Source organism: Heliomicrobium sulfidophilum (assembly GCF_057715735.1).
This window is the reverse complement of record NZ_JBVTZZ010000002.1, coordinates 82,394-103,447: the sequence shown is the minus strand read 5'-3', so window position 1 is coordinate 103,447 and position 21,054 is coordinate 82,394. Positions and strand designations below refer to the sequence as shown.

Below are 21,054 nucleotides of genomic sequence, written 5' to 3'. Positions count from 1 at the left end.
ATTATTTATCACCAAGGGGAAATCCTGTATCTCAATATAATTTATTGCAGAATGGCTGTCCCCATCAGAAGTTAATCCTCTCGCTCAGCATTTTCATCAAAAATTCTATCAAGTTCTTCATTTGAAGTAATGCCGCGCACTCTATTTCTAACAGGCGTTTTCGACATATCAAGGCGATAAAAATGGTCGCGGCCATCTACTCCTCGTTTTTGTCGAATCAACTGAATCCGTCCAAAAACATCCCAATGCTTCTCAGCAAACTTCGCTAAGCCCACTGCCTTGGGGTAATTATCCTTGCGACTTGGGTCATGCGGTTCCAATATATCAAAAATGTACCCTTGTGCGTCAGCGCGGACAATCACTAAATCCGGGAACATGGAAGTGGTTATACCGCCGACTTCATACGGGATTTCAAGTGACCATTTTTTACGGTCGAGATTACGAAGCCAGCAAACAGCACCATTGTTCAGCTCTTCTGCAACAACTCCGCTTTCCCAGGGGTTCAGCGTTGCTTGGAATATCCCGTCCTCAGAGCAAAAGAGGTGCTGTTCAAGCTTAATGCTATCATCCGATACAGAGAAATCGATTGAATCCGGCAATACCCACGGTACAGCTATCGGTTGGGCTGAAGCATTGATTAATCTTTCATAGACAATCTTTCGCGCTTCGTTCAGCTTTGCGATGGCGCGTTTGTTGTTTTCGTAAAGATTAATAAATTCTTTCTCCGCATAGGTATCTATCCGCTCCATAGCGTCCGTATCACTTGTGAGAACAATAATTTCTTTTTTTATATCGATATGGTCACGGGTACTGTGCCGGATCCAATACTCCTTATGCAAGCCCTCTCCCAAGAGCTTTCCGGCTTGTTCAAAATGCCGGGAAATATCAAATTCGGATACCGTCATAGTCTGTGTCGTCTCATCAAAGGAATAGGCATTGTCTCCATATTCAAATATCAGCGTCCCAAGAGGAAATCCGGTGATTGCAGCCGCCCGGCTGGCAAAGTCTCCGCTTTCTTTTATCCGTGCAATCTCCTCATCCATTTTTGATAAAACTGCATTTTTTACAGATTTCTGTGCTCCCAAGTCAATGCCATCCATCGTCAGCGCGCGGGAAAGCTGTATTAACAATTTGAGCGGCGCCTGCTTGCGGGACGAATCCACCCGATATGTGATAAGTTTATCCATTGCATCAAACACATCAGCATAGGCAAGATTGCGCCCAAGTGTAACAAGCTCTTTGTTAGTACCTGTTTCTGTAGGAATAATCGCTTCACTGTCACGTAAAGCATTGACCACATTCTTCACTGTATCTTCATCAAAGTACGGAAGAAATAGACTTACACTATTAAGCTCAGCATCGGAGGAAATCCTTCTTGCCAAGGGAGTACGAATCATGCGTCCCAAAAGCTGCGCAATATAAGTGTAGTCCTGCGCACTGCGGAATGACATCATCGTTTCAGCGCGCGGGCAGTCCCAACCTGTGGAAAGGTTCATTTTGAAGAACACGACCTTTACATTTTCCTCGTCCTCAATTCGGGAGGCTTCAATTTGCTGAATATCAACGTCACGGACTTTAATCGTGCCGCGGTCATTGAATGTATGTACTACTTCGCCGGGCAGTAATTTGCGTCCCAGTGCTTCCTCCAGTAAATCAATGCAAGCACCCAAATCAGTATGGGTTACTTCACGCTCGTTGCCGTCCTCAACCTGAACAACAAGAATAGGATTTATCATTTTTTCGTCTTCGCGCTCACAGTAAGCTTTCCAGTGAGTGCACATTTTAAGCCAATTATCTACTGCACCTTTGAACATGGTCATATCGGCACTCAGCTGAATGTCTGGGTAGTGAATGATGATTCTGTCTTTCAAAAGCCCTGACTCACGCACTTCCTCAGGCGGAACGATGACTTTTTGAACTGTCGATGTCGTTCCAGCGATTAAGTTATCAAATCTCTGGGGTGTTGCGGTTACACCGATAACCAGGGGCATGACGCAAAGCCCGTCGTCCCTGCTTCCTTTGATGAATTTCTGCATAATGGACTGCGCCTTGTTCTCCGCCTGAACGGATGTGAATGTGCCTCTATGTGCCTCATCAATCACCACATAAAGCTGCTTTGGGTTACGTCTGGCAGTGTTAGTGAGCGTCTCCCAAATAGAATACTGCCGCGTATCAGACGTTCCTGTCAGCAGCTTGTCAGAACCGAGTTTTTGTGTGTTCAGAAAATAGATGCGGCCGCCTTCAAAATATTCGGCGCTAAAGGTTGAATCGATAGTCACTAAGTCCCGCACACGGATTTTATCAGACTTGCTTTCGATTTTCAGCCGTGTTTGTTCATTGAGTTCGGGTGAATCGGAAAGCCAAATGAACACCGAATCCGGCTCGCCGATTTTATCTGTACTTCCATACAGAATTTCTTCAAAAAGTGTGGTCATAATAATGGTTTTGCCTGATCCGGTAGGTGCGGAAAATGAAATCACTTGCGGGTCACGTTCGCTCCACATCAAGTGCGCCTTATTGATTTTTTCATGCAATTCGGCAAGAGCCGTTTCCTGAAATGGAAATAGTGTATCCCTCATTTACGAATCCCTCCTGCTTCCCAACACAAAGTTATCAATGTAATCGCGGTATAGTTGGTATGTGTTATTTATTTTTATGCCAGCGGTCATTTCGCGGAAAGCTTCCTCGGAGTTTGTCACGAAATAGACCACTTTAATATTATCTTCTTCCGAAATCTTTTCGGCAAACTCGGCATATTTTGTTTCATCAACCAGAACTGCGAAGCCGTTCTGTGGAAGTATCAGCATCTCCGGTTCCTCATCACTGCTTATCTCCGGCCGCTGGCCAATTGCTCCGGATTTGAGCCACAGCAGCGGCAGTATCTCACGAAACTGTCGGCCAAGTGAAACACTGTTTTTATCCAAGAAGCCCAGCTTAAAGTATTCGACATTGGCAGGAAAGCCATCGCTCATGGGCCGTTTAACTTGCGATGTTACATTTATTGGACCAAGTAAGTCAGAAATCCGTGATTTAATTTCTTTGAATTTCCCCGTTTCTTTGACCACTATGTAAAAGTCTATGATGTGGTCTTGATCTTCTAACGCTTCCAGCCATGCATCAACAGCATTTACGTCGAATAAAATCGACGCTGAATGTTTCTCCGAAACAATGAATTTAGTGTCCGTTTTTACCAACGTTTGCGGTAGTTGTGTTTTTCCTTCCTTATCGCGAAGTAAAGAAACAAGCTGTTTTTTAGTACTAGTTGTTAGTTCTGTGGGATTTTCTATAAAACCAAGCTGATAGAATGAACGATCGACTTCCTTTGTTACAATCTGGTTTGTGAAATACTCTCCTGTTAGGACTGTACCGTCGTCACGTCTTCCAAGGATACTATACTTTGTCCTAGGCCAAGTTACCGAGCGGCAAATACCATGTTTTTCCCATTCAAGGTCACCGGGTTGATATCCTTTTTTTTGTAGAGCTTTTGATTCAGCATCCGATACCTCGTTATTCGTCACTAAAATGCAGCGGCGGTTACCATTATCCTCTATGTTCAGTAAATTTACCGCATGGAGCGTTGTTCCACTGCCAGCAAAGAAGTCGACAATAAGGGCGTTAGGTTTCCCTGAAACAACATGCCATAATGCATCATGAACAGCATAAAGCGATTTCGGATAAGAGAAAGTTGTATCTAGCATTGAATTGATCATTTTAGTGCCATATTCTTCAGCATTATATAATGGGTCAGTCCATATCGTTTTTGTATTTTCACTTTCGCGCTGAATATGTATTTCTATTGTTCCTGAGTTATTTACTGCTCTTAAGAATGGTAGCACTTCATCTTCATTCTTTTTGCTATATCTCCATTTTCGCTCGATACCTTGTGAATCGATAGGGTAAACATATATATAATCTCCAATTTTAACATTGGCCCCTTCAGGATGTTCGTCAAGAGGTAGAACATCACCAAACTTAACGATATTAAGTTCTGCGTCAACAATAACAGGATAAAATGTGGTTGCTCGAGCCGTCTGGCTTCGTTTTGACTGATTTCCCCATTTTCTAAAATTACTAATCTCACCACCCAAATGACTTTTTTTATAAATCTCGCTCGTTTTTGAAACTACAAATATTGCTGTTTCATGAGTAACTGCAAATTTTTCTCCTTGTGTACCTCTAGGATTATGTTGAATAGGCACTGAAAATAGTTTTCTATCAGGGAATATTTCATTAAGGAGCATAGTAAGATGAGCGTGTTCATTATCATCAATAGTAACAATCAAAACACCATCATCGGCAAGAATTCTCTTTGCAATCCTCAGCCGTTTTTGCATCATTGAGAGCCACTTACTGTGACGCCAATTATCACTGGAATCTACATAGTCATTATTGTATTTCCAATCCCGGGCACCTGTGTTGTATGGTGGGTCAATATAAATACAATCAACTTTCTTAGGGTAGAGATATTCCAGTAACTGAAGGGCATGGTAATTGTCTGCTTCAATGATTGTATGCCATAAGTTACTATCAGGAGCATTCTCTACAGAATCAATCGGTTGGAGCATAGGAAATATCGGTTCGCCAAACTGTGCAACTGAAACTAGCTCCGAAAGCGGTATGTTTATGGTTTCGCCTGTTGCTTTGTTACGGCAAAGGGCAGAAGAATCTCCATCTAATTTCAACACAGTATATACATCATTAATTTGGCCGGTTTTTTGAGCAACAGTCGAGCCACGTTTGACAGGAACATCGTAAAGCGGAGTACATTCAGGAATGTGCTCTTCAAATACAAGACCAAATTTCTTATTTTTTGATAGGCGGGCAAATTCCTGTTCCAAGCGACTACGCAAAGAAGTGTCAGGAATTTGACGCAGTAAATCATTGATTGCAGCCATACTTTAGCTCCTCCTATGCTTAATCATTCGATTCATACTTGCTCCACGAACGGCCAAAAAGCTCATTTCCGTCCGACAATCGCAAAACTGCCGTAGCTTCTAAAATCTCATGTGCCTTTGCGGTCGTAGAATCAGCCTTATCAAATGCAATGAAAATCTGTCGTCCACTGTCCATATAACGTTCCAATATGTGTTCCAGATGTATATCCTCAATACGCTTGAGAATATTGGAATCATGAATGAGTGCTGGAATCGGGCGTAATTCAAGTACACTCAAATCATATATCACAAGGCTCTTGAACGCAGTACCTTCACTGGTATTACCAGGCGTTCCAAAAAAGATTTCCTTTTGCGGTGTGATTTGCAAAAGAGGCGCTGTTTCCTGTTGCTCGGTCACGGTCACAACACCGTTTATTAATTCCATGCGCATATTGATGTCGTCTTGTATCTCTTCCAGCTTTTCGGTTTGCTGTTGTAACAGCTCTGCCAGCCTATGCTCTGCTTCGGCGCGGGCCTCCTGCAATTCTTTCTGGTGAATCAGCTCAGCGGTTTCTTCTTCAAGCCTGTCAATGCTTTTTGACACGTTGACACATTGAGAGAGCACTCGTTCCGACATCTCCTTTGCCAAACCGGACTCCTCGATCTTTTGATGCAGGCGTTTAATTTCCTTATCGCAATGCTCAATAAGCGGTTGCAAACGTTCTATTTCTTGAGCCATCTCTTCACTCAAAATTTCCCTGATTTTCTTATGGAAATGCTCAATCTCCTCGAACGCTTTTATATCAGTATTTGGGAAGAAATGCACCAAGGAATCAAATTCACTGGCGGTTTCGGGATTACTGTCAGCAATATTACTCTCAATAGCATTAAGCTGCGACTGCAGACGGTTACGCTTGCGGATAAAACTGTTCAACTCTTTTTGAGCCACTGTTATCCGTTCAAATGTCTGAGTATCAAAACCGAACATCGCTAATTGGGCTTCTTCACTGTTTTTCATCAGCTTTTGAAGTCTTTTCTTCAGTGACTCTATAGTCTTCCGATTCATTTCGATTTTCTCGATGTCCACCTGCTGACGCTGGCGCGATTTGAGCTGCGAGAATTTAACACCAAGTTCTTCCTCCATGCTCTTGATGGCAGCGAGAATATTGTGGTGACCAAACAGCTTCATTAGAAAATCAACGGCTTTTTCATCCTGTTCCCGGGGCTTTACCAGCAGAGGATACTTTTCCAGTGTATTTTCACGCCCATAAATACGAAAGTAACGCTCTGTGATTTCTGGAAATGTGAGAGCTGGCAGCCCAACCTTGTATTCCTGAAAGAGAAAGCTCCGGAATTCGTCCAGCGTCAATTTCGCAATGAAATGGTGATCCTTATCACAGCGATAAACATTTTTAGGATTATCGGTACTCCGGTAAAAGTAATGGGGCTGTTCTTCAAATTGGTGAGTGAAATAGATGGTATGGGGACCTATTTCCTTTTTAATATCATCCGACAGGGAGTAGTAGCTTTCGCCACCGAATGCATAGTCAATAATCCACAGAAATGTTGATTTGCCGATGGCATTGCTGCCGCCCGCACTGCCTAAAACCGTATTAAGGCCCGAATTAAAGCGGATGGTTTGATGCTCCGGCGCAAATTTATCACTTCGAATTTCTGTCAACATAGCGTAGTACCCTCCCTTCCTCGATTATTTCAATTTTTCCCAAAGCAAACAGGCAGTCTAAAGCGCTTAGAAAATCACCCATATCCTTTTTGGCTGACGTGGTCAGTTCAAACAGCTCTTTAGGGGACATATCTCTCTGCGTCAATGCTTCTAAGATGTCTGGGAAACGGGCAATGACGCTGTTTGAATAGGATGTAACTTTATTCGGCAATCTCATCGAACACCTCACACCTTTGCACGAAATAGGAGATTATTATCTTGCAGGCTTCTCTATATTTGCGGCTAGTCTTTTCAAACAATGTATCAGCAAGCAGGTTGTAAATATCGCTTTGGGATGTCAGCTTTTCGCTTGCATCCTCATACATCCGCTTAACGCTCTTGGCAAATCTGTCTACATTCAGTTTGTTTTCCCCGGATAATCGATCTAATGCATTATTGACGCCTTCGTACAACTGCCTGACATCAAAAAGCACTCGCTCTTTCAACCGCTTTTCAGTGATTTTTCTCTCAACCTTTACAGGTTCAATTTTGAGTCGTGTATCGTCAGTAACATCCATCAACTGGACTTCACGAAGCACATATTCAATTTGCTTTTCTAACGCATATCGTGACGTTGCATCCCTTGCCGCCATAAGATTTTCCAAGTCATGCTTGTCCGAAAGCAAAGCCGATTTTTCTTCTTCAGAGGCATTGCGCATTTCGCGTTCACAGTCAACACAAAGAACAACATCATCGGTTTCGGAAAGGTGAACGACCTTAGCGTAGTTAACGTCGTTACCTTCCTTTTTTATGCCCAACAGTCTTCCGCATTTTTGACACTTACCCCCAGTTTCTGCTAGAAGCACTAAGGAGTGAGTGTCAATCGCGATTTCATCGGCTGTCTCCGTAGAAAATCTGCTATATGCCGTAAGGAAGCTTATATTCGTTTTTTGAGCCTCAAAAGATTGTATGTACTCGTCAGTTATCTTTTTTACATTTTCTTCACAATTTCTGTTTTCAACATTGACTGCTGTATAAAGGAAAATTCCGGCAAGAAAATCCTCCAGAACAAAAGCATCACGTCCTGCGATATTTTTCTTTGTCATGTCATTCACTTTTTCAACAACTGTGTCTGGCTCAATTGTGTCATCAGAAGCAATCATGTCCTTCAACGCAAGAACGATGAGGCTCTTTTTGTTGCTATCCAACAAGGGAAGGATGTTCTGCTTAAAGTAATTTGAAGCAGCACGAGCATCTGCTGTCGGAGCAACATCAGTCACATAGGGCGATAGATTTTTTTACCGAGTATCAAATCTGAAACAGTACCATCATCGCTACGAATATCATAATCAGGCGCAATAGAGAGCAGTATGGTACCGCATAGCCGCTTCTGTGTAACTCTTTTTGCCATGCATATTTTCAGAATTGTTGCAAACGTACCAAAGCACAGCCTTTTCAAACATTGCGCCCCCTTTCAATGAATTTAGATAGTCGTAGTCTCATCATCGACATAGTCAACAATATCGCCAATGTTGACATCAAGCGCCTTACATATTCTGGCTAACACATCCATGCTTACCGGCAAGTCCTTACTCATCTTCGCCATCGTTGTCGATGTCAAATTCGTCTTCGCCATCAAATCTTTTTTCATCATCTTTTTATCAATTAAAAGTTTCCATAGTTTGTTATAACTAAATGCCATTCTATCGCCTCCAAGCACTACACGGTATTCAAAGACGCGTTTCTATTATTTTAGCAAACTACTAAGCGAATTTCAATAATAAATTTGATTATGCTGATTCTACCTCTGCAAACGCTTATTTCCTTTGGCGATAAAAAGCGAATCGAAATTTGCTGAGCCACGGCGGAGGGGCAGCGGAGTTGTGGCTGAGGACTTATCATGTTCGAATCAATAAAATTAACACAGACGGTCAGACAAGTCGTACTTTTTGCAAAAAGGAGGACAACCCATGGAAGAGATTCGCGATTGTAACGGTCGTATTGCCTGTAAGGGAAACGCAGCTACTGGACTTGTGGAAGTTGTATATAAACGATGCAAAACCAGTACACAAATACCTATCGGAGGAACGTTCAGGATTGAACGTGAAGGCATTGTGACAATAGTCACACGAATAAATGATACTGCTTTCCACGTAGAAAGCCATTTCTGCGTAGCGTAAGCGTTAATCAACTGAATAGAGAATCCGCAGAGCTGCACGACGGTCTGGATTAGTTCTCATATAAGAGGACTATCCCGGCCGTCGTTTTTTGTTCTACGGATTTATTCGGCTCCTGCGGATTTCAAAAATTTGAAAACCAAAGGAGTCAAATTATGGAAAACCAAAAACGTTACATCCCCATCGATGGTCAACAAATCACTGTTACCGAAGAAAGTTACCGCGCTTACAAGCGTCCGGCATGGGCAGAACGCAAGCGCAAAGAACGTGAAAAGCGCTGTGTTATCAGCAACGGAAAGGGTGGCACAAAACGCTGCACCGGCGACTGCAGCAAGTGCGAGAAACAGCGGACAGGCAGTATCCTCTCGCTCGACAGCCTTACTGAAGAAAGCGGCTTTGAACCTTCCGACCCCATTGATATCGCCGAACTCATAGCGGACAAACTGCTTTTCGAAGAGCTTTACGCCGCTCTGGAGGAACTGGACCCGGACAACCGCAGAATCATGGAACTCTTCAGCATTGGCAAATCCGAGCGGGAAATCGCCGCCGAAATCGGCCTGTCGCAGAAGGCGGTCAACAAGCGCAAGAACAAGCTGTTCGCCCAGTTGCGCGAACGTCTCAAAGACTTTATCTGATCTTAGCACTCACGCCCTCTGGTGTCCTATGGATATCAGAGGGCAGCACCAAAAAAGAAAATTTCCAATACCAGTACTCAACTTTCCATCTTCTGTCCTGTGGAAGATGAGGGAAATAAAAGAGCCCTCGGAACGGAGGTTTAAAAATGGATACACAAGCAAAACAAGCCGACATCGAATGCCGTGACCGTGAGATGGACGAGGAATTGGCGGATGTCCTCACGGCAATCAGCGTGGTGTCAAAACGCCTAGCCCGGAAGCTGACAATGCTTTCACGGCAGGACGAACATAAGGAGGAAGGAGGAAAATCGGATGAGCAAGATGAGTGAACTGTCCCTTGCGGTAACGGAACTGAAGCGCTGCGGTGAAGCTCTTATCGGTATATCGGAGTCGCTGGCCGGTTTGTTCAGCGGTAAAGAGGATGTTCAGACTGCGGATCAACCAAAAGCGGAAGTCTCTGCTCCGGCTGAAAAGCCCATAACCCTTGAGGCGGTCAGGGCTGTTCTTGCGGAAAAGAGCCGCGCCGGTCTTACCACAGAAGTACGGGCTCTGCTTGAAAAGCACGGTGCCGCGAAGCTGTCGGAAATAAATCCAGCAGAATATCCGGCACTGCTTGCGGAAGCCGAGGTGCTGGGAAATGGGTAAACATGCTCTCCTGTCTGCCTCCTCTTCCCACAGGTGGCTCAATTGCCCGCCTTCCGCAAGGCTTTGTGAGAGTTATGAGGATAAAGGCAGCGACTATGCCGCCGAAGGAACGGATGCCCATACGCTCTGCGAGTATAAGCTGAAGACCGCGCTCGGTTTCCGTGCCAAAGACCCAACCGCCGACCTTACCTACTACAACGAAGAGATGGAGGACTGCGCTAACGGCTATGCCGCCCACATCCTCGAAATTGTGGAAACGGCAAAGCAGACCTGTGCCGACCCGGTTGTCCTCATCGAACAGCGGCTCGACTTCTCCAAATACGTTGAGGACGGCTTCGGCACCGGCGACTGTTTGGTTATCGCAGACGGTACACTCAACATCGTTGACTATAAACACGGGCAAGGTGTGCTGGTGGAAGCGGAGGAGAACCCGCAGATGAAGCTGTATGCGCTGGGAGCCTTGGAAATCTTCGACGGCATCTATGACATCGATACGGTTTCCATGACCATCTACCAACCAAGGCGCGACAACGTATCCACCTACACGGTTTCCAAGGAATCATTGTACCAATGGGCTGAGGAAGTCCTGAAACCGGCAGCCGAACTCGCTTACGCCGGTGGCGGGCGATTTAACTGCGGCGAATGGTGTCAGTTCTGCAAAGTAAAGCACGAGTGCCGCGCCAGAGCCGAACACAACCTGAAACTCGCCCAATATGACTTCAAGCTTCCCCCTCTGCTGGAGGACGATGAGGTCGAGGATATCCTTGGGAAAATCGACGGCCTAATCTCATGGGCCAACGACATCAAGGACTACGCCCTTCAGGCTGCGCTCAGCGGAAAGCGGTGGAACGGGTGGAAGCTGGTCGAAGGCCGCTCCAACCGTAGGTACACCGATGAGGCCGCGGTGGCTGACGCAGTCAGCGCGGCGGGATTTGACCCATACGAACGCAAAGTCCTGGGCATCACCGCCATGACCTCTCTTCTCGGCAAAAAACGCTTCGAGGAAGTCCTCGGCGGCTATATTGAAAAACCTCAAGGCAAACCAACGCTTGTGCCGGAAAGCGATAAACGCCCGGCAATCCATACCGCACAGCAAGACTTTAATGAATTTTAGGAGGAAAATCTTATGTCAAACAACACAAACAAAGTCAATACCAACCCTATGAAGGTTATCACCGGCCCCGACACCCGCTGGTCTTATGCCAACGTCTGGGAGGCCAAGTCCATAAATGGAGGCACCCCGAAGTTCTCCGTATCGCTCATCATCCCCAAGTCCGACACCCGCACCATTGCAAAAATCAAGGCCGCAATTGAAGCCGCCTACCGCGAAGGTGAAGCCAAGCTGAAAGGCAACGGCAAAACCGTACCGCCCCTTACCGCTATTAAGACACCATTGCGCGACGGCGATACCGAACGCCCTGACGATCCCGCCTATGCCAATTCATATTTCATTAACGCCAACTCCTCGACCGCACCCGGCATCGTGGATGCCGACCGCCAGCCCATCCTCGACCGTTCCGAGGTTTACAGCGGAGTCTACGGCAGGGCAAGCATCAACTTCTATGCCTTTAACAGCAACGGAAACAGGGGCATCGCCTGTGGGCTGAACAATCTGCAGAAAATCCGTGATGGCGAACCACTCGGCGGCAAATCCAGGGCTGAGGACGATTTCGCCACCGAAATCGACGAGGACTTCCTCTCGTGAGGGCGCTCAGTATCGACATAGAAACGTACAGCAGTGTAGACCTCGCCAAAAGCGGGGTCTATCGCTATACGGAATCCCCGGACTTTGCAATCCTGCTCTTCGGATATTCCGTTGATGGCGGCGAGGTTCAGGTGGTTGACCTCACGTGCGGCGAAGCAATCCCATCCAAAGTCGTCGATGCACTAACCGATAAGGATGTGACGAAGTGGGCTTTCAACGCCCAGTTTGAACGCATCTGCTTGTCAAAGTGGTTAGGGTTGCCCACAGGTCAATATCTTGATCCAATGTCATGGCGCTGCACGATGGTGTGGTCGGCATACATGGGCCTGCCCCTCTCCCTTGAAGGAACCGGCGCCGTCCTTGGCCTTGAAAAGCAGAAGCTCACGGAGGGCAAAGACTTAATTCGGCATTTTTCTGTGCCGTGCAAACCTACAGTCTCCAATGAAGGCCGTACAAGAAACCTGCCAATCCACGCCCCGGACAAATGGGCTGCATTCAAGGCCTACAACCTTCGCGATGTTGAAACTGAGATGGCGATACAGCAGAAGCTGGCTAAGTTTCCCGTACCCGAGGGCGTTTGGGGGGAATACCACCTCGATCAAGAGATTAACGACCGTGGTGTCTTTCTGGACATGGATTTTGTGCATAAAGCTATCAAAATAGATACCCTCTCCCGCTCCAAACTGGCTGGCATGATGCGGGAATTGACTGAACTTGAGAATCCAAATTCTGTTGTCCAAATGAAACAGTGGCTTTCCGACCAAGGCCTTGAAACCGATACGCTTGGCAAGAAGGCTGTGGCGGAACTTTTAAAGACTGCATCAGAACCGCTCGGTAAGGTGCTGGAACTCAGGCAGTCACTTGCTAAGTCATCGGTCAAGAAATACACGGCTATGGAAAACGCCGTCTGCGCCGACGGGCGCGCCCGTGGGATGTTCCAGTTTTACGGCGCCAATCGAACCGGCAGATGGGCCGGCAGATTAATACAATTGCAAAACCTGCCCCAGAACCACATACCCGATCTGGAACAGGCTCGAAGCCTCGTGCGTTCCGGTAACTTCGCGGCTTTGGAAATGCTCTACGGCTCCGTGCCGGAGGTACTGTCGGAACTCATCCGTACCGCCTTTGTGCCTAAAGATAACTGTAAATTCATCGTGGCGGACTTCTCGGCGATTGAAGCGAGGGTCATCGCCTGGCTTGCGGGCGAAAAATGGCGGCAGGAGGTCTTTGAATCCGGCGGCGATATCTACTGTGCTTCCGCTTCCCAGATGTTCCATGTTCCTGTGGAAAAGAACGGTGTCAACGGCCACCTGCGGCAAAAAGGCAAAATCGCGGAACTCGCCCTCGGATACGGCGGGTCGGTCGGTGCGCTCAAAGCTATGGGCGCATTGGAGATGGGGCTTGAAGAGGAGGAACTTCAACCACTTGTTTCCGCCTGGAGATCCTCGAACCCCAATATCGTGAGACTCTGGTGGGATATTGACCGTGCCGCCATGAAGGCAGTCAGGGAGCGCACCGCCACAGAAACACACGGCATCCGCTTTTCCTATCAGAGCGGGATGTTCTTTATAACTCTCCCCTCCGGCAGGCGTCTTGCCTATGTGAAGCCGCGTATTGGTCAGAACCGCTTCGGTTCGGACTGCATCACCTACGAAGGTGTCGGCGGCGCAAAGAAATGGGAACGGATTGAAAGCTATGGCCCGAAACTCACGGAAAATATCGTGCAGGCCACGAGCCGGGACATCCTCTGCTATGCCATGCGGAATCTTAGGCACTGCTCCATCGTGATGCACGTTCACGATGAGATTGTTATCGAAGCTGACCGCCGAATGTCCACCGAGGCTGTATGCAAACAAATGGGCCAAACACCACCCTGGGCAAAAGGCCTTTTACTGCGGGCGGATGGATATGAAACAGATTTTTACAAAAAAGATTGATGCTTTTGGCACTCACAGCGACAGTTTCTGTCCTGAGAGTTTTAGAGGGCAATGATGCCTTCAAGAATGGAGGTTTGCCTATGTTCTATGTAAGAGAAAAGATCAACGACACAGTGGGGATCACCGTGGAAATCCACGATGACAATGTGTTCTGTACCTGCCCCGGCTGTGGGTGTGAGGTCAGGATTGACCTTGCGGAACTGTTCAACGACGGTGAAGGTGATCTGTACGGTACGGCGGTTTACTGCCCGGAATGCAGCAGGTCAAGATTGGAGGGAAACAGATGAAGGAATTAATTCCAAAAGACAAATACGGCGTTTTCGCCGATACCAACGACACTGCGAGGGTCGACAGCCTGTTTGTTGCCCGGTATTTCGAGAAGGAACATTTCCACGTTCTTCGCGATATAGCAAAAATCACTGACACCAAATCTGGATTGAGTGAGGACTTCACTAAATCCAATTTTGAGCAGACCTTTTACAAGGACAGTACCGGGAGAAAACTGCCGTGCTACATGATGACCCGCGACGGTTTCACCATGCTGGTCATGGGATATACGGGGCAGAAAGCGATGAGGTTCAAGGAACTGTATATCAGGCGCTTTAACGAGATGGAACAGTTTATCAAAACACTTGTCGCCGCCCGTAAGGAATTCCCGCTGCTGACCGAAAACATCAAGCTGCTGCATGAAAATCCCAAGCCATACCATTTCAGCAACGAGTGCGACATGATAAACCGCATTGTTACCGGGATGTCGGCAAAACAGTTCAGGCAGGCACACGGCCTTGAAAAAGGCACCAGCATCCGCCCTTACCTGACGGACGAGCAGGTCAGGATGATGGAAACGCTACAGAAGGTCGATATCGGCTTGCTGGTTGCCGTACCGGATTACGAACAGCGCAAGCGCCACCTGGAATGGTATAAGCTGAAGCTGCTCGAAAAGCCGGCGTGAAAGCGAGGCCGACCTATGGGCATCAATAAATTCAACCCGGAAGGCTACTTTGACCCCACCGCCTATGAAGCCTTGACGGCTGTAGAGCAAGAGGAAAAAGCCGCTAAAGCCTTCCGGCCCCTTGTATATATCTGTTCCCCGTATTCCGGGAATGTCGAAAGCAACATCAAGTCGGCCAGGCGGTACAGCCGGTTTGCGGTTGAAATGGGTTATATCCCTTTCACACCGCACCTGCTTTACCCTCAATTTTTAGATGACGACAACCCGGCTGAACGCAGCCTGGGTTTACTCTTTGGCAATGTACTTATGTCAAAATGCGCGGAAGTCTGGGTGTTTGGCAGCCATATCTCCTCCGGTATGAATACTGAGATTGAGAGAGCCAAGCGAAAGAAATACACCATCAGATATTTTTCTGATGACTGCAAGGAGGTCTCGGAATGAAGATTTCATACGGTAACAGCCGCATGGATAAGAAGTGGAAAAACAGCGACATCTCCTGGGATGACTTTTGCACACGGGTTAATACCACTGTCCGCACCACGGAAACCGTGGAGGTGGAGGAATACCGAAAACTGAAGAAAGGTCAGCAGGACGCTATCAAGGATGTCGGCGGCTATGTGGCCGGGCACCTCAAGGCAGGCCGCCGCAAAAAAGGATTTGTACTCTGCCGATCGATGATCCTTCTGGATATGGACTACGGTACTCCGGGCATTTGGGATGAAGTCATTATGAAGTGCGACTTCAGGTGTTGTGCTTACTCCACCCATAAGCACACTCCTGAAAAGCCCCGTATCCGCCTTGCCATCCCGCTCTCCCGTGATGTCAGCGAAGCGGAATATCCTGCGGTAGCCCGGATGGTGGCAAAGGACATTGGAATTGACCTTTTTGACGATACGACCTATGAAGCCCACCGGCTCATGTACTGGCCGTCCACCTCTATGAACGGCGAATTCTGGTTCCGGAAGAAGGATGGAATCGACCTTAACCCGGATGAATACCTTACCCGCTATGACGATTGGCAGGACGAGTCCACTTGGCCGCGCTCCAGCCGTCAATCCGAGGTGGTGCGGAGCGGTGTCGCCGAAGCGGGGAATCCGCTCACCAAGCCGGGCATCATCGGTGCGTTCAACCGTACCTATACCGTTGAGGAGGCAATCGAAGCTTTCCTCTCCGATGTATATGAGCCATCCGCCATGAACGGCAGATACGACTATATCCCAGCTGACAGCAGCGCGGGCGTGGTTATCTATGACAGCGTGTTCGCGTACAGCCATCACGCCACCGACCCCGCCTGCGGAAAACTGCTGAATGCTTTTGACCTGGTACGGCTCCATAAATTCCGTGGTCTTGATGACAAGTCCGCCGAAGATACCCCGGTGAGCAAGCTGCCGTCCTATAAGGCAATGACGGAGCTTGCGGTGAATGACGAGCGTGTGAAGCTCCTATTGGCAGAAGAACGCCGGGCGCAGGCATCGGCCGAATTTGCCGAAGATGATACGGACTGGGAGAAAAACCTCGAGTATGAACCGCGCTCCACCGTGCTTAAAAACTCCCTTGGCAACCTTCTGCTCATCCTGAAAAACGACCCAAAGCTGCAAGGCATCCGCTATAACCGCCTTGCGAATCAGATTTACGGCGATGACGCCCTGCCGTGGGAACGCCCCTACCAGGCATGGCGGGATGCGGATATGGCGCAGCTTGTGGCTTATGTGGATAAAACCTACGGCACGTTTTCTTCCCGCAACTATGAGCTTGCGCTCACTAAGGCTGCGGACGACCGTGCCTATCATCCTATCCGCGATTACCTCGACAATCTGCCTGAATGGGATGGCACCAAGCGGGTGGAAACCTTGCTTGTCCGGTATTTTGGCGCGGAGGATACGGAGTATACCAGGATGGTTACCCGCAAAACCCTCGCGGCGGCGGTGGCCCGCATCTATCAGCCTGGGATCAAGTTTGATTCCATGCTGGTCCTAAACGGCAAAACCGACCTTGGCAAGTCCACCTTCTTTGCCCGGCTTGCCGGGGAATGGTTTTCCGACAGCCTGAACTTTACCGATATGGGCAAAGGCAAAGATGCCGCAGAGAAAATCCAGGGTGTCTGGATTGTGGAAATCCCCGAACTGGCGGGCCTGTCAAAAATGGATGTCAACAACATCAAAGGCTTCCTTTCCCGGCAGGACGACCAGTACCGCCCTTCCTACGGGCGAACAGTAGAAAGCCATCCGCGCCAATGTATTATCGTCGGCTCCACGAATGCGGAAAATGCTGGATTCCTTCGTGATACCACCGGAAACCGCCGTTTCTGGGTCGTGCGTGTCTGGGGCGGCACCAAAAAAGGCTGGGATCTGCCCGAAACCGATGTGCCTCAAATTTGGGCGGAAGCGAAGCACTACTGGAAGCAAGGCGAAAAGCTTTATCTGGAAGGCAGCGCGGCAGAACAGGCAAAAGCTGAACAGACGACGGCCCTTGAAGCCGATGAGCGCGAAGGCGTGGTCCGCGAATACCTCGATATGCTTCTGCCGGATAACTGGTACGACATGGATTTATACAACCGGAAACATTACTTTTCCTCGGACGACCCATTGCAGCCGGAAGGCAAAAACCAGCGTGAGTTTGTCAGCAATATGGAAATCTGGTGCGAATGCTTCGGCAATGACCGAGGCAAATTCGAGCGCCAGGCTGACAGCTACAAAATCAAGCTGATCATGCAAAAGATTGGCGGCTGGGTATATTCAGGCCAGAAAAAGAAAATCAAGGGCTATGGCGCCCAGTATGTGTGGGTACGAACCATAGACGGAACCGGAAATTCCAATCTTGGAACCTCTTAGAACCTTGATATATCAACGCTTTTTCCAAGGGTTCCATAGTTCCAATATAAATAAAGAATTATGGATATAGGAAAAGAGCTATCGTGTGTACCCGCATATACGCGCGTATAGGTTATATGGAATTCGTGGAACTTTGGAACCTTGGAACTGGCAGAAAGGACTTGTATGAGAGAAAAAGCCATAGAAATAAAACTCAAAAACACAGTCAAATCGATGGGCGGCATTGCCCTGAAGCTTATTTCACCAGGTTTTGATGGGGCGCCTGACCGCTTAGTGCTTCTCCCCCATGGCAAGCTTGCCTTCATGGAACTCAAAGCGCCGGGAAAACGACTTCGCCCCCTGCAGGAAAAACGAAAAAGGCAACTGGAAGCGTTAGGATTTTTAGTATTCTGCATTGACGGTACCGAGCAGATTGGAGGGATGCTTGATGAAATACAGTCCTCATGACTACCAAACCTATGCGACCAATTTCATACTGCAGCATCCTATCTCGGCGGTATTTCTGGATATGGGGCTTGGCAAAAGCGTCATTACCCTTACCGCCATTTTCGACCTTACCCTGGACAGTTTTCTTGTTCGCAAGGTTCTGGTTATTGCCCCCCTCAGAGTGGCACGAGATACATGGCCCGCTGAAATCGAAAAGTGGGATCACCTGAAAGGCCTGACCTACTCAGTGGCTATCGGCACGGAGCAGGAACGCAGGTTTGCGCTTATGCAAAATGTCGATGTGTATCTGATCAACCGTGAAAACGTGGACTGGCTGGTAAACAAGAGCAACCTGCCCTTCGACTACGACATGGTGGTGGTTGATGAGCTTTCCTCCTTCAAGGCATACGGTTCAAAGCGGTTCAAGGCACTGCGCCGTGTCCGTCCGAAGGTAAAACGCATCGTGGGGCTGACAGGTACCCCTTCCAGTAACGGCCTTATGGATTTATGGGCAGAAATCGGCATTCTCGACATGGGCCAGCGGCTCGGCCGATTCATTACCCATTACCGTAACAGCTTCTTTACCCCGGATAAGCGCAATCAGCAGGTTGTTTTCAGTTATAAGCCCCTGCCCGGAGCGGAGGATGAGATCTACCACCGTATTTCCGACATCACCATCAGCATGAAAAGCACAGACTACCTTAAGATGCCGGAATGCGTGATAAACGAGATTCCTGTTCGGCTGTCGGACAAAGAGAAAGAAGTCTACGATACCATGAAGCGAGATCTGGTTCTTTCACTAGGAGGACAAGAGATTGATGCCGGAAGCGCCGCGAGCCTGTCGAACAAGCTGCTGCAGATGGCTAATGGTGCAGTTTATGCCGATGATGGCTCAGTTGTCAATATCCACGGCCGTAAGCTTGACGCCTTAGAAGATATCCTTGAAGCCGCCAATGGCAAGCCCGTTCTGATCGCCTACTGGTACAAGCATGACCTAAACCGTATACTTAAGCGTTTCCCCGCCGAGCGGCTGGATAGCGTCGATTCCATCAGGCGATGGAATGACGGCGAAATCCCGGTAGCAGTCATCCACCCGGCTTCTGCCGGCCACGGTTTGAACCTGCAGGCCGGTGGTTCCACCCTCGTATGGTTTGGGCTGACATGGTCGTTGGAACTCTACCAGCAGACCAACGCCCGGCTCTGGCGTCAGGGGCAAAAAGAAACCGTGGTCATCCACCACATTATCACCAAGGGTACGATTGACGAGCAGGTTATGAAAGCATTACGGCTCAAAGACAAAACCCAGACCGCTTTGATTGATGCGGTCAAGGCAAACCTTGAGGTAGTGTCAAAAGTTCTATGAAAGAATGAATTTTTGGAACCAAAAATGGAAACATGAGCCAATTATGCACATTGGAAACTGAATAAACAACAAGAAAACCACGGAGATAGATTACCTGTGGATTTGATGGATAACCCGCCCGGGGCATGGATAACATGTGGATAAAGCATTGGCAACGAAAAGCGTGTTGCCAACACTTTATCGCACAAGTTACCCACACCCCTCAAATCAGCGGGTTACCCACAAGCTCCACAGGTTCTGCGGCGACTATTTTGCTATGCTATGCTGCAAAAAGAAGGATAAATTTCATCCTTTAAGCAAATTGTTGAGCTTTGATGTATTCCTGGGACATCTTAATGAGTGTCACCCACCTGGCAGGCATATTAGGTCGGTCTTTGAGCTCTTCTAAGACCACCGGCACCCTGCCTTCCAGAGAGGAATGAGGTCTTAGGAAGTTGAAGTAGGCTACAAACAGCGTAAGGAAGGATACTGAACCTGCATAGTTGTTAAAACCGTTGGTGGGTCTGTAGTTTCCTTTGAAGGTGCGGTTTAACCTTTCGATGATCTGCTTTAAAGGTCTATATTCTTCGGAGATAGGGTCGTCGTTGGTAAGACCGATTACCTGCTTTATGTCAAAGTGGATGCCGTATTGGGCGAAATAGTGTTGAGCAAGCATGTAAATAGGGTTCCCGTCAAAAATCAGGGTAAGATCCTCAGGAAGCTTATCGAACTTGGACAATGCTTCGTCAAGAGCATAAATTGCAGCTTTAACATCACGGTTGGCAGAGACGGGGTATGAGAGGATAATCTTCTTTACTGCATCGAAAATAAAGAATACGTAATGCCATTTGCCCAGAACCTTTATGTACGTCTCATCCCCGCATATGGAACCTGAGAGATCATACTTGTAGTTGTCAATGAAGGGTTTAATGTTTGTGGAAACAGCATCGGCATAATTTGATACCGACTGATGAGAAACACTTACACCATGTACTTCACGCATAAGGGCAGCTGTCATCCGGGTAGAAAGGCCAAAATTGACATGGTATGTAAGTATCAGCCCCAAGACGTGAGGAGAGACATAAAGCCTTGATATATCTACACTCGGAGGCTGGAAAGGCTTTCTTACCAAAGGTTCAAAGTCAATATCAAACTCCCTGTAGATGTAATGGAGCTTGAAATCATGTGGAGAAGACTTGTAGCGCTGCTTGTCTTCCACGGACATGGAATTGAGCCTGTCAAGGTAATAGGGGCACTTGGAGTTGGTACACTTATGTACGTTGAAGTCCTTACGCTCTTTCTTAAGTTCCAGTGTTCTTCCACAGTGGGGGCAGAGGAAGATGAGATTTTTTAGGTAACGGTTTTTCTTGTTGAAAGTGCACTTGCAGACTTTGCATAAGTACTGGCCTTTACCACCGGTATCGTCGTAAAGGTATTCATGAGGAGCTCCACATCTTGGGCAGACCATAGTATCAGGGATTGTAGAAGCTTTTCTCCTTGTAATAGGGGTTATAAGCTTACCGGTTTCCTTGAGATGATTTGAAATAAGCTGCTTATAATCAAGCTTCTCAAGTGTCTTAATAATCGGCATGGTATCCACCACAAGCTTGCGGTAAGGTTTCCTAACAGGCTCATCGTAGTACTTGCGGACGGATTCTTTACTAAAGAGTGCACACATGAGGTAAATGATAATTTTAGCTTGGATTTGAATGTATAGTAGTAAAACTGTTATAATGTTGTTCAAAGGTACTTAGCTCCTTTCTTTGGGGGTTGTCCAGCAACAACATTATACCAAAAAAAAGGGCAAGTACCTTTGCCTTTCTATACATTCTTAATTTCCTTCCAGTTAAACAGGGGGCAAAACCCC

At 47.6% G+C, this 21,054-nt stretch carries 20 protein-coding genes; 13 read left to right on the top strand and 7 right to left on the bottom strand.

The genetic code is table 11. The annotated features are described in order from the left end of the window. Window positions 1-71: 71 nt before the first annotated feature. The 6 genes from AC0CW1_RS01025 to AC0CW1_RS01000 all read right to left on the bottom strand — a co-directional run bounded on the left by AC0CW1_RS01025 (window position 72) and on the right by AC0CW1_RS01000 (window position 8,239). Window positions 72-2,579 (bottom strand): DEAD/DEAH box helicase, encoded by a 2,508-nt coding sequence (locus AC0CW1_RS01025; protein WP_488181292.1) that lies wholly within the window; start codon window positions 2,577-2,579, stop codon window positions 72-74. Beyond that, window positions 2,580-4,895 carry a site-specific DNA-methyltransferase gene (locus tag AC0CW1_RS01020; protein ID WP_488181291.1) on the bottom strand — a complete coding sequence of 772 codons (2,316 nt, stop codon included), beginning with the start codon at window positions 4,893-4,895 and terminating at the stop codon, window positions 2,580-2,582. Between the two features lie 19 nt (window positions 4,896-4,914). Continuing rightward, the gene (locus tag AC0CW1_RS01015; RefSeq protein WP_488181290.1) at window positions 4,915-6,558 is read right to left on the bottom strand and encodes a DUF2326 domain-containing protein; all 1,644 of its coding nucleotides are present in this window, start codon (window positions 6,556-6,558) and stop codon (window positions 4,915-4,917) included. After that, window positions 6,536-6,775, bottom strand: coding sequence for an ABC-three component system middle component 7 (locus AC0CW1_RS01010; protein WP_012283916.1), 240 nt, complete (start codon window positions 6,773-6,775; stop codon window positions 6,536-6,538). Before AC0CW1_RS01010 ends, AC0CW1_RS01015 begins: the two co-directional genes overlap by 23 nt. Beyond that, a complete protein-coding gene (locus AC0CW1_RS01005; protein ID WP_488181289.1) occupies window positions 6,759-7,817 on the bottom strand; it encodes an ABC-three component system protein in 1,059 nt (352 codons plus the stop codon). Before AC0CW1_RS01005 ends, AC0CW1_RS01010 begins: the two co-directional genes overlap by 17 nt. A gap of 203 nt (window positions 7,818-8,020) precedes the next feature. After that, the gene (locus tag AC0CW1_RS01000; RefSeq protein ID WP_488181288.1) at window positions 8,021-8,239 is read right to left on the bottom strand and encodes a helix-turn-helix domain-containing protein; all 219 of its coding nucleotides are present in this window, start codon (window positions 8,237-8,239) and stop codon (window positions 8,021-8,023) included. 268 nt (window positions 8,240-8,507) lie between these two features. Here AC0CW1_RS01000 and AC0CW1_RS00995 point away from each other — a divergent pair, with 268 nt between their 5' ends. The 13 genes from AC0CW1_RS00995 to AC0CW1_RS00935 all read left to right on the top strand — a co-directional run bounded on the left by AC0CW1_RS00995 (window position 8,508) and on the right by AC0CW1_RS00935 (window position 19,208). Continuing rightward, window positions 8,508-8,717, top strand: coding sequence for a hypothetical protein (locus AC0CW1_RS00995; protein WP_148207143.1), 210 nt, complete (start codon window positions 8,508-8,510; stop codon window positions 8,715-8,717). 152 nt (window positions 8,718-8,869) lie between these two features. Continuing rightward, complete coding sequence (locus tag AC0CW1_RS00990) at window positions 8,870-9,349, top strand: RNA polymerase sigma factor (RefSeq protein ID WP_488181287.1); 480 nt, start codon at window positions 8,870-8,872, stop codon at window positions 9,347-9,349. 146 nt (window positions 9,350-9,495) lie between these two features. Beyond that, complete coding sequence (locus AC0CW1_RS00985) at window positions 9,496-9,678, top strand: hypothetical protein (RefSeq protein WP_488181286.1); 183 nt, start codon at window positions 9,496-9,498, stop codon at window positions 9,676-9,678. After that, complete coding sequence (locus AC0CW1_RS00980) at window positions 9,662-9,994, top strand: DNA ligase (RefSeq protein ID WP_488181285.1); 333 nt, start codon at window positions 9,662-9,664, stop codon at window positions 9,992-9,994. The genes AC0CW1_RS00985 and AC0CW1_RS00980 overlap by 17 nt, the downstream gene beginning before the upstream one ends. Further along, window positions 9,987-11,108 (top strand): DUF2800 domain-containing protein, encoded by a 1,122-nt coding sequence (locus AC0CW1_RS00975; protein WP_488181284.1) that lies wholly within the window; start codon window positions 9,987-9,989, stop codon window positions 11,106-11,108. The genes AC0CW1_RS00980 and AC0CW1_RS00975 overlap by 8 nt, the downstream gene beginning before the upstream one ends. 12 nt (window positions 11,109-11,120) lie before the next feature. Next, window positions 11,121-11,699: a DUF2815 family protein gene (locus AC0CW1_RS00970; protein ID WP_488181283.1), complete on the top strand. Its 579-nt coding sequence runs from the start codon at window positions 11,121-11,123 to the stop codon at window positions 11,697-11,699. Continuing rightward, window positions 11,696-13,636 carry a DNA polymerase gene (locus tag AC0CW1_RS00965; RefSeq protein ID WP_488181282.1) on the top strand — a complete coding sequence of 647 codons (1,941 nt, stop codon included), beginning with the start codon at window positions 11,696-11,698 and terminating at the stop codon, window positions 13,634-13,636. The genes AC0CW1_RS00970 and AC0CW1_RS00965 overlap by 4 nt, the downstream gene beginning before the upstream one ends. Before the next feature lie 80 nt (window positions 13,637-13,716). Beyond that, on the top strand, window positions 13,717-13,923 hold the full coding sequence (locus AC0CW1_RS00960) for a hypothetical protein (protein ID WP_012283926.1): 207 nt from the start codon (window positions 13,717-13,719) through the stop codon (window positions 13,921-13,923). Next, window positions 13,920-14,588 (top strand): Rha family transcriptional regulator, encoded by a 669-nt coding sequence (locus AC0CW1_RS00955; protein ID WP_012283927.1) that lies wholly within the window; start codon window positions 13,920-13,922, stop codon window positions 14,586-14,588. Before AC0CW1_RS00960 ends, AC0CW1_RS00955 begins: the two co-directional genes overlap by 4 nt. 15 nt (window positions 14,589-14,603) lie before the next feature. After that, window positions 14,604-15,029, top strand: a complete 426-nt coding sequence (locus AC0CW1_RS00950; protein WP_488181281.1) for a DUF7768 domain-containing protein — start codon at window positions 14,604-14,606, stop codon at window positions 15,027-15,029. Then, the gene (locus AC0CW1_RS00945; protein WP_488181280.1) at window positions 15,026-17,419 is read left to right on the top strand and encodes a virulence-associated E family protein; all 2,394 of its coding nucleotides are present in this window, start codon (window positions 15,026-15,028) and stop codon (window positions 17,417-17,419) included. Before AC0CW1_RS00950 ends, AC0CW1_RS00945 begins: the two co-directional genes overlap by 4 nt. A 165-nt stretch (window positions 17,420-17,584) precedes the next feature. Continuing rightward, on the top strand, window positions 17,585-17,866 hold the full coding sequence (locus AC0CW1_RS00940) for a VRR-NUC domain-containing protein (protein WP_488181279.1): 282 nt from the start codon (window positions 17,585-17,587) through the stop codon (window positions 17,864-17,866). Beyond that, complete coding sequence (locus tag AC0CW1_RS00935; RefSeq protein ID WP_488181278.1) at window positions 17,847-19,208, top strand: SNF2-related protein; 1,362 nt, start codon at window positions 17,847-17,849, stop codon at window positions 19,206-19,208. Before AC0CW1_RS00940 ends, AC0CW1_RS00935 begins: the two co-directional genes overlap by 20 nt. 292 nt (window positions 19,209-19,500) lie before the next feature. Here the strand turns inward: AC0CW1_RS00935 and AC0CW1_RS00930 are convergent, their stop codons facing one another. After that, window positions 19,501-20,931: an IS6 family transposase gene (locus AC0CW1_RS00930; protein ID WP_488181277.1), complete on the bottom strand. Its 1,431-nt coding sequence runs from the start codon at window positions 20,929-20,931 to the stop codon at window positions 19,501-19,503. Window positions 20,932-21,054: the final 123 nt, after the last annotated feature.

Excerpts from the sequence above, each read along its gene's own strand:
- AC0CW1_RS00955 (WP_012283927.1), top strand. The coding sequence starts at position 13,920 with ATGAAGGAATTAATTCCAAAAGACAAATACGGCGTTTTCGCCGATACC.
- AC0CW1_RS00980 (WP_488181285.1), top strand. The coding sequence starts at position 9,662 with ATGAGCAAGATGAGTGAACTGTCCCTTGCGGTAACGGAACTGAAGCGC.
- AC0CW1_RS00945 (WP_488181280.1), top strand. The coding sequence starts at position 15,026 with ATGAAGATTTCATACGGTAACAGCCGCATGGATAAGAAGTGGAAAAAC.
- AC0CW1_RS00990 (WP_488181287.1), top strand. The coding sequence starts at position 8,870 with ATGGAAAACCAAAAACGTTACATCCCCATCGATGGTCAACAAATCACT.
- AC0CW1_RS01000 (WP_488181288.1), bottom strand. The coding sequence starts at position 8,239 with ATGGCATTTAGTTATAACAAACTATGGAAACTTTTAATTGATAAAAAG.
- AC0CW1_RS01020 (WP_488181291.1), bottom strand. The coding sequence starts at position 4,895 with ATGGCTGCAATCAATGATTTACTGCGTCAAATTCCTGACACTTCTTTG.
- AC0CW1_RS01025 (WP_488181292.1), bottom strand. The coding sequence starts at position 2,579 with ATGAGGGATACACTATTTCCATTTCAGGAAACGGCTCTTGCCGAATTG.
- AC0CW1_RS00970 (WP_488181283.1), top strand. The coding sequence starts at position 11,121 with ATGTCAAACAACACAAACAAAGTCAATACCAACCCTATGAAGGTTATC.
- AC0CW1_RS00935 (WP_488181278.1), top strand. The coding sequence starts at position 17,847 with ATGAAATACAGTCCTCATGACTACCAAACCTATGCGACCAATTTCATA.
- AC0CW1_RS00985 (WP_488181286.1), top strand. The coding sequence starts at position 9,496 with ATGGATACACAAGCAAAACAAGCCGACATCGAATGCCGTGACCGTGAG.
- AC0CW1_RS00975 (WP_488181284.1), top strand. The coding sequence starts at position 9,987 with ATGGGTAAACATGCTCTCCTGTCTGCCTCCTCTTCCCACAGGTGGCTC.
- AC0CW1_RS00940 (WP_488181279.1), top strand. The coding sequence starts at position 17,585 with ATGAGAGAAAAAGCCATAGAAATAAAACTCAAAAACACAGTCAAATCG.
- AC0CW1_RS01010 (WP_012283916.1), bottom strand. The coding sequence starts at position 6,775 with ATGAGATTGCCGAATAAAGTTACATCCTATTCAAACAGCGTCATTGCC.
- AC0CW1_RS00960 (WP_012283926.1), top strand. The coding sequence starts at position 13,717 with ATGTTCTATGTAAGAGAAAAGATCAACGACACAGTGGGGATCACCGTG.
- AC0CW1_RS00950 (WP_488181281.1), top strand. The coding sequence starts at position 14,604 with ATGGGCATCAATAAATTCAACCCGGAAGGCTACTTTGACCCCACCGCC.
- AC0CW1_RS01015 (WP_488181290.1), bottom strand. The coding sequence starts at position 6,558 with ATGTTGACAGAAATTCGAAGTGATAAATTTGCGCCGGAGCATCAAACC.
- AC0CW1_RS00995 (WP_148207143.1), top strand. The coding sequence starts at position 8,508 with ATGGAAGAGATTCGCGATTGTAACGGTCGTATTGCCTGTAAGGGAAAC.